General features: G+C 34.3%; 14 protein-coding genes and 1 pseudogene. 4 read left to right on the top strand and 11 right to left on the bottom strand.

The window, feature by feature from the left end:
- The first annotated feature begins 284 nt into the window (after positions 1 to 284).
- Positions 285 to 797 (top strand): hypothetical protein, encoded by a 513-nt coding sequence (locus QA539_RS02080; RefSeq protein WP_283722496.1) that lies wholly within the window; start codon positions 285 to 287, stop codon positions 795 to 797.
- A 413-nt stretch (positions 798 to 1210) separates the two neighbouring features.
- Here the strand turns inward: QA539_RS02080 and QA539_RS02075 are convergent, their stop codons facing one another.
- Positions 1211 to 2437: an ArgE/DapE family deacylase gene (locus QA539_RS02075; protein ID WP_419895347.1), complete on the bottom strand. Its 1227-nt coding sequence runs from the start codon at positions 2435 to 2437 to the stop codon at positions 1211 to 1213.
- Positions 2438 to 2734: 297 nt separating this feature from the next.
- A pseudogene (locus QA539_RS02070) lies at positions 2735 to 2986 on the bottom strand (PfkB family carbohydrate kinase); the annotation flags it as partial.
- 174 nt (positions 2987 to 3160) lie between these two features.
- Between QA539_RS02070 and lqo the strand changes: the two are divergent.
- Together lqo and QA539_RS02060 are read left to right on the top strand one after the other, a co-directional pair.
- Positions 3161 to 4660: an L-lactate dehydrogenase (quinone) gene (gene lqo, locus QA539_RS02065; protein ID WP_419895346.1), complete on the top strand. Its 1500-nt coding sequence runs from the start codon at positions 3161 to 3163 to the stop codon at positions 4658 to 4660.
- 13 nt (positions 4661 to 4673) lie between these two features.
- Positions 4674 to 4784, top strand: coding sequence for an SE2200 family small protein (locus QA539_RS02060; protein WP_423245837.1), 111 nt, complete (start codon positions 4674 to 4676; stop codon positions 4782 to 4784).
- Between the two features lie 179 nt (positions 4785 to 4963).
- Here the strand turns inward: QA539_RS02060 and QA539_RS10930 are convergent, their stop codons facing one another.
- The 8 genes from QA539_RS10930 to QA539_RS02020 form a co-directional block, all read right to left on the bottom strand.
- Complete coding sequence (locus tag QA539_RS10930) at positions 4964 to 5257, bottom strand: DUF1963 domain-containing protein (protein ID WP_423245836.1); 294 nt, start codon at positions 5255 to 5257, stop codon at positions 4964 to 4966.
- A 317-nt stretch (positions 5258 to 5574) separates the two neighbouring features.
- Positions 5575 to 6387, bottom strand: a complete 813-nt coding sequence (locus QA539_RS02050; protein ID WP_419895343.1) for a class C sortase — start codon at positions 6385 to 6387, stop codon at positions 5575 to 5577.
- The gene (locus QA539_RS02045) at positions 6384 to 7253 is read right to left on the bottom strand and encodes a class C sortase (protein WP_419895342.1); all 870 of its coding nucleotides are present in this window, start codon (positions 7251 to 7253) and stop codon (positions 6384 to 6386) included. Before QA539_RS02045 ends, QA539_RS02050 begins: the two co-directional genes overlap by 4 nt.
- A 59-nt stretch (positions 7254 to 7312) precedes the next feature.
- Entirely contained in the window at positions 7313 to 8788 is a 1476-nt protein-coding gene (locus QA539_RS02040; RefSeq protein WP_419895341.1) for a SpaH/EbpB family LPXTG-anchored major pilin, read from the bottom strand.
- A gap of 51 nt (positions 8789 to 8839) precedes the next feature.
- On the bottom strand, positions 8840 to 12163 hold the full coding sequence (locus QA539_RS02035) for a SpaA isopeptide-forming pilin-related protein (RefSeq protein WP_419895340.1): 3324 nt from the start codon (positions 12161 to 12163) through the stop codon (positions 8840 to 8842).
- Positions 12164 to 12486: 323 nt separating this feature from the next.
- Complete coding sequence (locus tag QA539_RS02030) at positions 12487 to 12639, bottom strand: hypothetical protein (protein ID WP_419895339.1); 153 nt, start codon at positions 12637 to 12639, stop codon at positions 12487 to 12489.
- Complete coding sequence (locus tag QA539_RS02025; protein ID WP_419895338.1) at positions 12640 to 12792, bottom strand: hypothetical protein; 153 nt, start codon at positions 12790 to 12792, stop codon at positions 12640 to 12642. It lies immediately after the preceding gene.
- Positions 12793 to 12796: 4 nt separating this feature from the next.
- Positions 12797 to 12931 carry a hypothetical protein gene (locus tag QA539_RS02020; protein WP_258182492.1) on the bottom strand — a complete coding sequence of 45 codons (135 nt, stop codon included), beginning with the start codon at positions 12929 to 12931 and terminating at the stop codon, positions 12797 to 12799.
- A 118-nt stretch (positions 12932 to 13049) separates the two neighbouring features.
- Between QA539_RS02020 and QA539_RS02015 the strand changes: the two genes are divergently transcribed.
- Complete coding sequence (locus QA539_RS02015) at positions 13050 to 14000, top strand: helix-turn-helix transcriptional regulator (protein WP_419895337.1); 951 nt, start codon at positions 13050 to 13052, stop codon at positions 13998 to 14000.
- 67 nt (positions 14001 to 14067) lie between these two features.
- Here the strand turns inward: QA539_RS02015 and QA539_RS02010 are convergent, their stop codons facing one another.
- Positions 14068 to 15861 carry a hypothetical protein gene (locus QA539_RS02010; protein ID WP_419895336.1) on the bottom strand — a complete coding sequence of 598 codons (1794 nt, stop codon included), beginning with the start codon at positions 15859 to 15861 and terminating at the stop codon, positions 14068 to 14070.

Raw genomic sequence — 15861 nt, 5'->3', positions numbered from 1 at the left:
GTTGAAATTCTTTGCACAATTTAATCATCTCCTTTTACTCATCTGACAAGTTATCTTGATGATTGAATAACCAGTAGTTTGATATTGCTTTATCTATTTCCCTAACGCTAAAGGTGTTAAATCGTACTCGCGTACAATTTATTCTTATATTTACTATTTTTATATAGTATTACCATTGCTCTAGTCATTACCATCATAAGCAAGCTGGTTGAAGAATCTTCTTTGTAAATTCTCGTAATATCATATACACTGATAATATGAATTCAGTTACAAGGATGAGAAAAATGGATTACTTTCAAGCTAGAATTTCAATAGAAACTTCTGAATACTTCAGACTACTGAAAGAAAAATATGAAGAAGAAGCAAGTGCTAATATGACGCAGGCAATGGTTATCGCTAAAGCGATTGATGATGTTGCGGCAATCACGAACTGGGATAAGGTGATTCACGATAATTCTATCAAACTAAGATATATAGATAAGGAAGAACTGGAAACGAAAGAACTTCGCTTACGTGTTCAGCTGAGTGATCAACTTAAGAATACAATTAACAACTACAAACTGCTATTGCCTGAATATACAAAAACGAGAAGCGTCTCAATTGGTGTAACGCTTAAATTTATCTTCAAAGGCGCATTACTCATGAGAATAAATCCTCACATTGCAGAAGATAAATTAAGTATTGACAGCAAGTTTGAAAAATATGAAAGTATCTTATTAGAATATGTTACTCCAGCGAATAGAGATAAGTTTATCGCTTTATTATCAGATCTAAAGGTTGAAATAAAGAAACTGTAATTGCACTTGGCAATTACAGTTTTTATTTTTAACTCCATTTTCTACTAATGAGATGAATCGCTACGTTTAATTCAATGTCTTCAAGTATTAAATCCTTTCGTTTGTCAAAATAAGCTAGACAATTTCTCACCTTCGATTTGATGATAATATGATTCTATGAACGTGAGTTCATCCGTGTTAAGATGTTTATAGGCCATTCTGTACTAACTCCTTATGTTTTCTTTGGTCGGAAATACATATTGAGTTTAGCACAGAAGGCTTTTTTAGTTGTCTAGCTTAATTTTACAATCGATGCAATATAAGGGTGTAAAATCTAGTTAGCTAAGCACCCTAACCATTTAGCTAAAATGAATTGTGTCAGCACCTGAAGTCAAATTTCACTAGTAAGAGAATGTGTTTATACCCTAGATTCTTTAATTTTTTTCGTTCAAATAATCTAATGCCGTCTGTTTAAAGATTTCTATAAACTTTATGTATTTTTCTTGTTCAACATATTCATTAGTCTGATGTGCCAAAGATGGATTTCCAGGGCCGAACATCACGAACGGAAAGTTTTCATCCTTATCTTTAAGAAGATTTGAAGCGTCTGTGACACCCATAGTAGGTGCTACTAACAGGTTCATATTCAGATGGTTCTCCCCATGTTTCTTTGTTAGTGTCACTAGCCTATTATTTTCATTTGTCGCCACGGATGGAAGATCTAGGTCTATGTCTAAACTTAGATTGCCTTCTTTATTATGCTTTTCGATAATCTTATTAAACAATTGTTTCATCTTATCATTATCAAACTCAGGTACTGTTCTTGCATTAAATTCAGCTACCGCATGTTCAGGTATAGAATCGACTTGGTTACCACCTTGTATAATTGTATTCGTCAATATAGCAGAACCTAATGATTCACTGCTTATTTCAATATTAAATTCCTTTTTAACTTTATCTGAAAGAGATGAAAAATCTAGAACTTTAAATTCTACATCCTTCAAGACATGATTAAATTCATTTTCAACTTCTCTAATAACTTCTATTAAAGGTTTTATCGCATTTTGACCCATAAAAGGAGCAGAACTATGACTTGATTTCCCTCTGGATGTTACTCGAAAATTCATAGAACCTTTATGTGCATAAGCTATCATTGACTCTGACGGTTCAGCAATGATAAGTGCATCTACATCATCCATATAACCGTTGCTATAAAGTTGTGCTGAACCTTTTTGTTCCATTTCTTCTCCAGCAGTTGCCAGTAAGCGAATCGTGCCCTTCTGCAGAAGATTTGCATTGTTGATTTCAATCATTGCTATTACCATAGCAACTAACCCTGATTTCATATCAGCAGTACCACGTCCATAAAGCTTGCCATCTTCTTCTGTCATTTCAAAAGGATCGTATTTCCAATTTTCACTGTTACCTTCTGAAACGACATCCATGTGGCCTGAAAAAGCTAATACGGGTTTACCTTCCCCTATTTCTGCGATGAGATTTGCTCTACTTTTGTTTATTTTTTCAATCGTAGATTCTATATTATACTGGCTTAACAGTTTTTGTAGATATTCACACACCGAAAGTTCATTGTCATTCACACTTTTAATTGCGATAACATCCGACAATATTTTTACTTTTTCTTCTTCACTTATAATAGACATATGTCCCACTCCTCATCTCTACTATCCTAATATATAGTATAGTATCATTTTACAACGATTATATAGAATTACTAACACTTATACAAATGATGAAATACTTCTAGTGCTTCTTGCTTCAGGTTCTTTCGACGATTTGTAATTCACAGTTGTGCTATATACTACGTTCTATTCTTGATCCTTCGAATGAATACCGGTTAAGATATTCATCCATGCTAATTTACCTGCACCACTCTCTTCAATCAAGCATGTACGGTCTGATCATCGAGAACAAATACACACTTGTTTAACGTCCCTGTCTTATACATCTGTCATCACCGTTCTATAGGGCATACCGCCTTGTGCACCTAAGCCTGTTACAGAAATACTCGCCGCCTTATTTGCAAATAAGATCGCGTCATCAAGTACCATCCCTTCACTTAATGCCACAGCAAGTGCACCGTTACATGTATCACCAGCGCCTGTTGTATCTACTACATCAGCTTTAATACCCGGCTCATTGACAAGCTGACCATTATAAAATACTGCATCTTTTTCTCCAAATGTTACAATAGCTCACTATCTCGTTAAAATTTTTATCGTTACTACTCACAAGGTATCTATACTACAATCATTAAGTACTAATTTTATGAAATAAAATTTATTTCTTTATTCCAAGCTAAGTATTTTAAATTTCAACATGATTGTACTATACTATCATTTATAAGCAATAGGAAGGAGATTCATATGAATAAACAAGAGTCAAAAACAGTTGTTGTTATTGGCGCTGGGGTTTTAAGTACAACGTTTAGTTCTATGCTTAAAGAATTAGAACCAAGTTGGAATATAAAACTTTATGAACGTTTAGACCGCCCTGGTCTCGAAAGTTCAAATGAGCGTCATAACGCAGGAACAGGTCACGCTGCTTTATGTGAATTGAACTATACAGTGAAACAACCTGATGGATCAATCAACATTGAAACAGCAAAAGAAATTAATGAACAGTTTGAAATTTCAAAACAGTTTTGGGGGCATTTAGTTAAAAGTAAAAATATTTCAGACCCTAAAGACTTCATTCAACCATTACCTCACATCAGTTTTGTTAGAGGTAAAAATAACGTCCAATTCTTAAAAGATCGTTATCATGTGATGAAAGAATCTCCAATGTTCGATAATATCGAATTTACAGAAGATATCGAAGAAATGAGAAAATGGATTCCATTAATGATGCAAGGTCACAGTCCAAGTGATATTATGGCCGCTAGTAAAATCAATGAAGGTACAGATGTGAACTTCGGAGAGCTAACACGTAAAATGGCTCAAAATATTGAACAGCACCCAAATGCTGATGTTCAGTACAATCACGAAGTTATCGATTTTAATCAAAGACAAGATGGCAAATGGGAAGTAAAAGTACGTCAACTTAATAGTGGTGGCGTTCAAACTGAAATTGCTGATTATGTATTTATCGGTGCTGGTGGCGGTGCAATCCCACTTTTACAAAAAACAGGTATTCCTGAAAGTAAAAATCTAGGCGGCTTCCCGATTACAGGTCAATTCTTAATTTGTACTAATCCAGACATCATCGCGCAACATGACGCGAAAGTCTATGGTAAAGAGCCACATGGGACACCACCAATGACTGTACCACACTTAGATACACGTTATATTGATGGTGAACGTACATTACTATTCGGTCCATTCGCAAGTATTGGCCCTAAATTCTTAAAAAATGGTTCTAATTTAGATTTATTTAAATCTGTTAAACCATATAATATTGCAACATTATTATCTTCTGCAGTTAAGAATTTACCTTTAATCAAGTATTCTATCGACCAAATCTTAATGACTAAAGAAGGTTGTATGAATCATTTACGTACATTCTACCCAGAAGCACGTGATGAAGATTGGGAATTATATACAGCAGGTAAACGTGTACAGGTCATTAAAGACACACCTGAATATGGTAAAGGATTTATTCAATTCGGTACAGAAGTTGTTAACTCTAAAGATCATACAGTGATTGCACTATTAGGAGAATCTCCAGGAGCATCAACTTCAGTTTCAGTCGCATTAGAAGTGCTTGAGAAAAACTTCCCTGAATATGAATCTGAATGGACATCTAAAATTAAAGAAATGATACCGTCATATGGTCAATCACTTATTGATGACACAGAATTGATGAAAAAAATTCGTCAACAAACGTCAAAAGATTTAGAACTAAATTATTACCAAAATAATAAATAGCTAAAATAAAGGAATGGTGAGCTTGAAAAAATTATTAATCGTAACAATTATTAGTGGTGCTGGTTTTTATGCCCTTAAGCGTTATCAAAAACGAGTAAACGCAATGCCAAATATAGAATATTAATATTAAAATATATTTTGTAAAACCAAACCTTTTAGTGATAAAAAAAGTTCACCTGTCTAGAGTGAACACAAAAGTCGAAACTTTTAGTTAAGTTACGTATTTTAAAGCAAGATTTCTATATATAGAAATCTTGCTTTTTAATTTGGTTAAACGAACCTCAGTATTCCTTATAATCTATCTCATGTATAAATGTACTTATCAAAATTCATTACCTTTAAATCTTCTGATTTCATTAGAATATTGCTGATACCATCATCGTGCCATGCAATTTCTACTCCTTCATCATCGTCTGTATCGATTTGAAGCACAAGTTGATGAATCGGCTGCTCTGGTAATAAAGTTTCAAATATCGCTTTCACAGCATCATCATATCCATGCGTCAGGCATTCTAGATAATCTCGACGAGGCCTATGGTATTCACTTCTCTCCTTTTGTAGACCAAGGGAAGATTGGAATTCATGAAGAAGAGACATATGTAGGTTCTTCAACCTTCGATATCGTCATTCAAGACAAAGTCGTATTAAAAGGAACGACACGTTATCTCGACGAACCATCAAAAGATATTGCATACGCAGCCATTAAAAACCAAGTCGAAGGGCTGGAGAAAACATTCGGTGGTAAAGTTAACTTAGATTATCACTTTAACTACCCATGCTCTATAACCACAATGAAAATAACCTACGTATCGAATATATCAATACGTAGGTTATCTTTCGTTAAAGATTTAAGGTGATACTTTATTTGATAAACTTTTTCTCCATCGATTAAAAGTGCAGTCACTGTATTCATATTATTGATTCATAATCTTTTTTATAAAAGCTAATGACAACAAGAGAATTACGACTATCACAAACCATGACTCCGAAAGCACTTTCAATCTTTCCATCAACGATTGCTCCTGAGAAAGAGGCTGTGTTTTAGGGTGCTTTATCTTATTGCCATCCTTTGTTGTTCTCTCTGCATAGATTAATATTCTATCTGCTCCAGAAGGCGTACATGTTAATAACGTAATAATATCTTTTCCTTTAATAATCGATAATGCCTCTACCTGATCGGGACTGACTACCTTTCTGTCATATACTTTATAGTAAAGAGTTTCCTTGAAGTTATTGATAATAATCTTATCTCCATTATCAAGCTTATCGATATGTGTGAACCATTCATGATAGGGTGAGTAGCTGTGTGCTGCTAAGACACTATTAGTTGAACGCCCACCTACCGGAAAACTTGTGCCTATTACTCGAGATACTCCTCTATTTAAGTTCTCAGGGGTAGCTTGATCATATACTGGATAGTGAAGATTGAGTTTCGGAATTTTTATGGTTGCTATTGTATCATCTTTGGCATGTTGTTCATTATATTGATTGTTGGTTTGGACTTTAACTTTAGGTGTTTCAATATTTTGAGATAATAGCATATCACGGTTATAGGCTTCAAACTGTGCATATTTCACTTTCTGATGTGTATCGTTCACTTGAAACTGTCTATCCAATGCTTTTGATTGATAGGACATATCGTAATTGTAATAGACTTTTACAACCAAAGGATACAAACAGATAAGCAAACCTGCAATAAAGACAATAATTGCCGTCTTCTTGCTCATCGATCTACTTTTTTCTTTCTATATTTTTTGAAATATCGATAGAGCAGGTAGATTACAATAGATAATCCGATACCTATCAAATAATTCTTATAGACATATAAAAATTTATACCACCATGGTTCCTGAGTCGATTGATGGCCCGTCGCTTCAGGCGTATATGGAACGCGATGGCCAGTCACTATCAGCCGATGTGAATTTACCATGTATGGTGTACATGTCAGTAGTGTTAATCTGTCTGTATCTTTCTTTATTTTCAAATCACTGAAATCGTCCGGCTTTATCACCTTGATACGTTCTACTTTGTAGGCTAGTATCCCCTGAATATTATGAACATATATCATGTCCCCTATCTTCATTTTATCAAGATCGGTAAACAACTTTTTATCAGGCAGCCCTCTGTGTCCTGTGATGATACTATGGGTGTTCTTTCCACCTACAGGTAAGGAAGTATTCTCAAGATGTCCCAGTCCTTTTTGAAGCACTCTTTCAGTTGTTCCCGCAAATAAGGGGATATCCTGATGAATAGCAGGTATCTCAACATGACCTATTTTCTCATGTACTTCCAGCATCTTTGCATATTCACGTTGACCTTCTTGTTCTTGTGCTTTACTATAGGCGTCGTGTAAGGCTTCATTTCCTGTTAACGACTGATTATATGCTTTCGCCTTATCGATACGTGCTTTAATCTGCTGATCTGACAGCAGTTCAACTTCTTTATTGAAATCATTAACTTCGTTACTCGCTTCATAGTCATAATATATCGCACTGATCATAGGATAGATCAATATGCCGAATCCAGCGAAGAATATCAAGCCGAATATCAAATTAGAGATTATATTTTTCTTTTTTTTCTTTTCGGATTTCAAAAAAATCGCCTTCCTTATCAAAAAAATGAGGTGGACAGTGTCCACCACATTTTACAAAGTTATGCTTGCTTTCTTCTAAAGAATACTAAAGCCAGCGCCATTAGTCCAACACCTATCACTGTAAAGATAACTGTACCGATTCCACCAGTGTTTGGTATTTCAGTTTTCTTATTGATGATTTCTTGTGCTGTTGCATCTGCTAATACTGTAGCTGATGGGTCAGCATGGTAAGATGTTGAGTTTACAGTAAATTCTGTAACTGGATTTGTTGGTAATGAGTAACCTTTAGGTGCTTTTACCTCTTTAATTTTATAAGTTGTTGCACCTGTATTATTAGTATTGTCATCACCATACGCTAATCCTTTGACTTCAAATTTACCATCTGCTGATGAGATAAATTTCGTCGCATCGTTTTCAGATTTCGTCCATGAAACTTTAAGGTTACCGTCTTGAACAAGGTAGTCTCCTGCACCATTCATGATAACAAATTCTGCTTCACCTAGATTAGTACCTTGACCATTTGTCTTAACAAATTTCTTTCCGCCAGCATAGACTTTCGGAATATCTGTATCAGGTACAGTAGGTGGTGGTGTGTCTGTACCAGGTTGAGTTGTGACACCGTGACCATTATCAAAGTTTAAAGTAGCATCATTACTGATAGGTAATCCCATAACCGCTGTGTCATTGATCATTGTTGGCACAAAGATTTCCAGTTTAGGATTTTCTACATTTAATTTACCTAGACCTGCTTTTGTAAAGCTTACTACTAATTTATTATTACTGTAAGTTGCTGTATAGTCCCCTGAAGAAAGTGTGTTACCGTTAATCGTAACTTTTACTTTTTCCGTACCTTGAAATGTCAATCTTGAATCTATTGTATCTGTAACTTCAAACGTTTTATACTCTTCGATACCCTTTGGTACAGAGGGTTGAATGATCCAGTTGAATGATTCACCTACTGCAAATGATGCAGACTTTGTATTATCAGATTTAACATCCTTATCGATTGTCGGTAAGTCTTGTAATGTATTCTTCGGGAATACATGTAGATCATTAATGTAACCTGTTCCTGCTTCATTAGTAATCGGAAGCTCAAGTCCAAATGGTACTGCTTTAGCATCTTTAATTGCTGTTGATTTATCTTCGATGAACCAGTAGTAACCTTCTGCTAAATTTGGTACTTTAGTTGTTCCGTCTGCTGCTGTTTTCGGAGTTGTTCCTGTCGGTTCTGATAGTAAAGTACGTACTTTTTCTAACGTATCATAATTCTGAGGATTCGCTTTCAACTGCTTTAATTGTTCTGGTGTTACTTTCCAGTAAGTAAATGAAATATTAGAAATCGGCTTTGATCCTGCAGGCGCAGTACCATTTACTAACTGATCATAAGTGGCTGTTGTTTCTTCAGAACCTGTTATTTTATGAATTGTTAAATCTGTTACTTTCCCTGTTGCTGCTGATGCTTTTACAGGTGATACTAGCCCTAATACAAGTGTAACTATTAAAAATATTGACAAACGCTGTGTAAATTTAGACATATAGTCCTCCTAATTTTTTAATTTCTATAATAAACTGCTGATGCAGGATAATTATTGTCGAATAAATACTTTCTTTCTGCTCCACACGGCAATTCCCATGATAAGTAGGCCTAATAAAGTGTAGAATATGGTTCCTGTTCCCCCAGTATTCGGTAAGATATCACTGTTGCTTTTGTTAGGAACTTTAACGATCACTTTTTCATCGTTTTTAACCGTAATATTAATAGGTTCACTATTTAACTGATAATTCTTTGGCGCTTGAACTTCTTTCAGTGTGTAGTTACCTAGAGGTAATGCTTTAAATAATACCTTTCCATCTGTTCCAGTCGTCAGTGTACCAATTAGGTTGCCTGTTGAATTTCTCAGTTCAAACTTCGCACCAGGTAACAGTTCATTTTCGTTACCGGTCTTATGTTTGATTACCTCTATTGAACCTAATAACTTCTTATTAATTATCTTAAATTTATTTGTATCAGTATAAAGTACATTATCTATTCTAATTTCACCGTTACTAGCAATAACGACAGTGTAAACTTTAGAATCTTTTATGAAGCCATTCGGTGCACTTTTTTCTGTCAGACTATATCGTCCCTTTTTTAAGTTATCAAATAGCACTTGTCCACTAGAACTAGAAGTTCGGCTCAATGTATTCCCACTGACATCTTTCAGTTCAAAAACCGCTCCTTGTAATGGTTTTTCATTATCATCTATCTTATTAAATACAAAGTTATAAGACGGACTTTTCGCTTTAGCTTCAGGAACTGGATACTCTCTTAAATTGATAGAGGCACTAGAAGGTTTCAGTGTTGTAGTACCATTCATCGGATACCACTGATTTTCGACAAAGTTGTCGTCTGTTACTCTCAGCTTTACTTTGTAGTTGAGATTGACCCATTCACCTTTTCCTAAATTTAATCCATTCATCTTTAATGTCTTTGTGTTTAGATCATAATCAACCGTTACATTCTTTACTAGATCTGGGTTGGAGGCGGTTAATGTATAATCGGACTTATCAAATATATTGTCACTACCTAAATTGAGATCATACATAGCACCTATCGGATCTGTTACAACACCATTAGAGATACTATTCGATACACTTTGTGAAATCTTTGATAATGTTTTTGACAATTCTGAAGCAGAGTCCTCTGTTGTAAATGCATATTCCGGTCTTGATGCAATGTTACTGAGCACTTTATTCATATCCTCTTCGGTTGCATTTGCGTTTGGAACAGTTGTATCTAATCCAATAGAGAAGATATCAAAATCTGGCCTTGAGTTCTTAATTAACTTCGCTTCTGAAATCGTTGGCTGACCATGATTGGTAATTTTTATATATCGATTTATAAAATAAGGATTGTATGTACTATAATCTATTACAGTATAAGGATCGTGATCTGCATAATATGACCTGCCATGCAGTATAAAGTCTGATCCATCCCCTTTAACATAGTTGCTAAACGATGTGATGTTCTCACTACCGGTAGCACTAATCCCTTTGTAACTCAAAGTCGGTGCACCGTCTGTAAGCACAACCATCACTTTCTTTGAAGCCCTAGATTTACTAAGTAGCTCAGAACCACTTCTTAGACCTCGCTGAGTAAATGTTCCACCATTTGAATCACTTAGATAACTTGAATAGAACTTAGATTTAATAATTTCAGGATCCCCTGAAAATCCTGGATTACGCTCCGGTCTCACTATTGAAGCAAAGTTAACGACATCAATTCTTACTTTAGTGTTAGCCGCTGTATTAGCCTGGGTTACCTCATCTATGAATTGGAATACATCATCTTTCATGTTCTGCCAGCGTGTCTTTCCATTTCCGATAATATGACGCATACTTCCTGAATTATCTACCACAAGAACGATATCTACCGTTTCTTGTGTAACAGATGCACGGCCTTGTGTTTTTAAATCAATTGCATATTCATTTTCAGTTGAAGTCGGTTGTGCTTGTTTCCACTGAAATGATTCATTATACTCAACAGGCTGTGGTGTTCTAATTCGATACAGTCCTTTTTCATCCCAAGCCATGTTGCTAATTTGACCTTTATATGTAGGATATGGATCGTCAGCTACTCCAGTTACATTGTTCATTGGTGCAAAGCCAAGTAAGTTCGTGTTAGCAAGACTGAATGTGCTAAGCAGCGGGATTTCTTTAGGTGCTGCATAGACTAATGATCTTTTCAATGAATTATTCGCAGTACTTTTATTTATATCTTGCTTTGCAGAAGTTTCATTTGCTTTATCCTCTGCCTTTGCTTTATCCACTGCCTTTGGTTGTGCTGTAGGCTCGGCTGAAGTTTCATCTTTCTCCGCTACTTTAACAGCTGCTTTAGGCTGGTCGTCTTGTTTTGTTTCTACACTATTCTCAGGATGAGTATTTTCTGCTTTTTCTTTAGTGATTTCAATATCAAAGTTTGACGTTGTAGCCTTAAATCCTTCTGTGTCCTCTACTTTAATATCGTAATCGATTCTATTCCCTTGATCATCGTTAAGCGGTAGGTTGTCTTTTGTATAACGAGATTGTGCTCCGTCTACCAGCACTTCATCCACGATTGATCCTGTTGCTTTATTGATAATCTTTATATTTAGCGGTTTGTCCGACTCGTTACGAATATCCCCTTCTATCTTTGTAGAAAGATACTGCAGTAAGATATCGTTTGCCTTTACATCAACTTTGTAGTTGCCAGTTGCCTTAGGGCGCACTTCATACTCTATCAGCTGATTATCAATGTTAAATTTGTTGAGTTGATCAAATGTATATTCGAGATGATCAGCGTTTACAACAGTACGGTCGACAACAGCCTGATGCTGCTTATCAATCAGTTCAACTTCTAGTGCCGTAGGTGTTACTTTATCAGGCACATCCTTATATTGAATCTTTCCACTTAGTTGTGTTTTAACAAAGTAGATATCGCTTGCTGTCACGTGCTGATTTATGTCTGCTGATAACAACACCTTGCAGTTAGACTGCTGATTATCTGTAATTACAGAAGAAAACTCAACATTTAATGGTTCCTCTAATGCTTTGATGCTCAGTAGAAATACTTTCTTTTGTGGATCAGGTTGCGTTACTGTTACACCTTTGGCATTCAGTAACATATTTAATTCCGCAAGACTGATATTATGTCCACCTTGCAGTTCCATTTTAATGACTACGTCCTTCAATCTTGAATTTGCTTCATTTACCTTCAGATGCCACTTTACCTTATTATTACTTTCACCCTTCTGCTCCACATACAACACACTCGGATCGCTAGTTTCAGGGACGCTATCATTATCTTGTGCTGAAGCCAAGCTCGGGCTCAAGCAGAAAGTAATTACAATTATAAGGCTCGTCAGCATATTTAATAATTTGTTAATGCTCATTACCACTCTCTCATCCTTTTTATATTGTGCAATATTATCATGCAACTAAACTATTATTTCAATTATTACCATAAAACATTGTGTAAGTTTTAAACCCAATTCATTATATACATTATTTCAATATAATACTAGTACTATTTTTAATTTTTTACATTTTTTATTGCAGACAATCCATATTATAAAAAAATAAAGTCTTGCACTATCTTATTGCAATCAAGTAAACCAGCGCCTAACCTATCAAACCCTAACCCCTTCTGAGCAGTAGATTATATTAGTAATATAATCTACTGCATAGCCATGACAAATTATCCCATAATTACATATCAGTTAAAGATACTGATCAATATGGCATGACAAATGGTCGACAGCGCTGCAGCTATTGAGAGATTTACAACGCCGTAAGCTATTCTATAAATTTCAGGTTTATCTTCATCGTCTGAATAGATGTATTTAATCGTTTCAATAAAATTCTGCAATTATGACACCTCTTTATGCACTTTCACGCCTAATTTGTCCATTAGTTTTATCCTTCTAATATTCTGATAGGCAAATTTACCAACATGTTGTGCAACCTTACCATCAAATGTTCTCCCATTAACTTCAACTTTGTACTTACGATATTTCCACATACGATTAATCCTTGTCCGTAAATGCACCACTGGCAATAACCGATGCCACTGCAGCTGTAATTGTCCCTGCTGCCTGAAGCACTGTAACCCATTTATCCTGCTGTGATTGTGTCATTGCTCTAACTACATCTTTAAACATTGTCATCATCCTTTACGTATTTGATACTTTAATTATATATATTGGGTGCGTCAAAAATTGTCATACTGTCAGAAACCTATGTGATATAATTTATCTATCATCTAAAGGAGAAAAAACTGTGACGAAAAGTACTTCAATCTTGAATTTATACATCGCATTTATAGAACGTCGTGCAATAACGAAAGATGAAATCTATGAAATCATGGATTATAAGTCAGAACGTTCGTTGCAACGATATATTAAGGATCTTAATAACTTTTTTGAGGAAACACACAATCTAAATATTAATTACCATGCTGCAAATCAGAAGTATGTATTAGAGGGAGAACTTTCATTATCATTCTCAAAACAACAGGCACTCGTACTGCTAAAGATTCTTATCGCTTCAAGAGCACTAAGTACTGAGGAAGTGAGCTCCGTTATTAATAATATGACGAGTCTTTTAACTTATGACGACAGACAATTTATCGATAAGGTACTCGCATCAGAAAAGAAATCATATCATCCCATCAACTTAAATGAGCCGATGATTAACAGAATATGGCAGTTACATGAAGCGATTCATAATAAAAAACACATAAAGTTCAACTACTTTAATGCTATGAATCAGGAAAGAACACATACAATCCAACCATACTTCATTACTTTCTCTGAACTTTATTTCTATATTATTGGCATAAACGAGAAAGGTCACACGCTCATATTTCGAATCGACAGAATAGAAACTTTTGAAGTGATCAACGAGACTTTCCATCACACACCACCACACTATCTCTCTCCTATGAAGATTAAAGACAGAATCTATTTTATGTATGGCGGAAATCTGCAGCGCGTGCGCTTTGAATTTAATGGTGGCATTATAGAATCTGTATTAGACCGCTTCCCAACAGCTAAAACAGTTAAGAATGATCACAAGAACAACAAATATGTCGTAGAAGTTGAAGTTATTGGAGACGGTATACTTATGTGGCTATTATCGCAAGGAAGACGCGTAAAAGTGTTATCACCACAGTCAATGGTGGATAAGATGAGAGAAGAGGTAAAAGCAATACAGGGGAATTATGAATAATAATGAAAGACCACTTTTATTAAAGCTATAATAAAAGTGGTCTTAATATTTAATGTTGTCTGTTTAGTTAACTGAAAAAATCATCTATCATATCATCATCTCTAATAATTTTATGCTTGCTTACATTTAATGTTTCAGCCAAAACGATACTATTTTGAAATCGTTCTGTATAAGGAATAGTGCTATCATAAGCTGCATTAATTTTCACAATTAAAGTTTCATATTCATCTAGTATAGAATTCAGAACTTTTTGATATTCAACTTCGATTATTTCTTTAATACTTTCGTGCTTAGCTTTAATCTCCTCTATAGAAACTTTATTTGCAGTAAATAAGCCCTTTAAACTATTAATAAATTCTTTATAATCGTCTATCATATATAGTGTACATGCCATAGTTACTCCAGTTAAAATTCCTGTTACAGTTGAAGAAATAACATCAGCAAACAGTGCGAAAGGTGTAGTAGACAAGTAAGTTTGTAATGATATTCCTAATAACCCTCCAAAAGAGCCAATCATTACACTTGTAAAAACTTTTAAAGCATTTTTATACTTATCTTCTGAAGCATCTTTTGAAATTAATATCTTTATCGCTGAATATATTCCTTGTACTGCGTCATTAATTAACTTCACTACATTTTTCATTGTTGTTTGAAATACATTTATTATTATTGTTACAACATTAGCAATAAAACCTGAGATAAATCCATCCATAAATGAGCCTAAAAACGCTTTTATATTTTTTATTACATTCCATTTAGCTCTATTACAGCATTTTCTAAATGCAATTATCTTTTCTTTTATAGTATTATAAGTCTTAAAATCTTTAATATATTTTTTTATTTCAATACTAAATTGATTAATAAGTTCGAATAAAACAATACCTAAAGTTTGTTTTAATCCTTGTGTTGATCCTTGCTTTATACCGCCTATTACTCCTTCAGTCGTATAGTATTTTGCTGCACCCTTTATCTTCATTTTTTTAAGAAAACGTTCTGATTCTTTTTTCTTTTGTTTAATTACTTCTACATCCTTATTGAAATACTCTGCATTCGTTTGCCCGTTTTTTCTTTTTTTTGAAGCCCAGTCACATCCCCCTTGTTCCCCCTTAGATTGATTTGCTGCCCCAGTTGTCATTGTTAAATTCTTTTCGTGCAGTGCCATTTTAGCTCTATCTTCATCAGATAAATAAAGTCTAAAATGATCATCTTTATGAATTGATTTTCCTGAGGTAATATGGTCAATATGCATACCGTTATCTTTTTCATTTTTTCCTACTATCTTATATTTCCCATTCTCATTTCTTTCTAGGTATCCTACCTGATCTTTTGTATATCCATCTTTAATATTCCCGTCATTATCTATTACATTTTTATGAAAATTATTCATTTGCCTTTCAGCATTACTGGAAACTTTCGCTCTTATCTTATTTTTTTGAGTAATCCCTTTATTCGGATTCTCAACAGTTATCCTGTCACCAACATTGATTTGTACATTATCTGTAATATTTGTCCTTAATGTATTCAGACCTGCAGCTTCCAATACTTTATTACCATTAGCATCCGTACTATAAACATTTCTTTCATAATCTTTCCGATTATATACTTTATTGTAACGTTGTTGGACTTTTTCATCATGAAAATGACCTTTTCTTGCATTATTAACTGTCGTTACGTTTCCACCATCTTTAAAATTATCAAACATAGAAAAATAGTTTTGAAGTCCAAAGTTTTTTATGAGTTCTGCTATTATTAATTTTTTGTTTTCTTCTATTAATCTATTTACAGAATCATTTGAAGATTTTATATTGATTTCATGTAATTTATCTAAGTAATTCATTTCTAAAAATTCATCAAATCTCAC

Source organism: Macrococcus psychrotolerans, from assembly GCF_038095555.1.
GTDB lineage: Bacteria > Bacillota > Bacilli > Staphylococcales > Staphylococcaceae > Macrococcoides > Macrococcoides psychrotolerans.
This window is presented reverse-complemented; position numbering and strand designations above follow the sequence as displayed.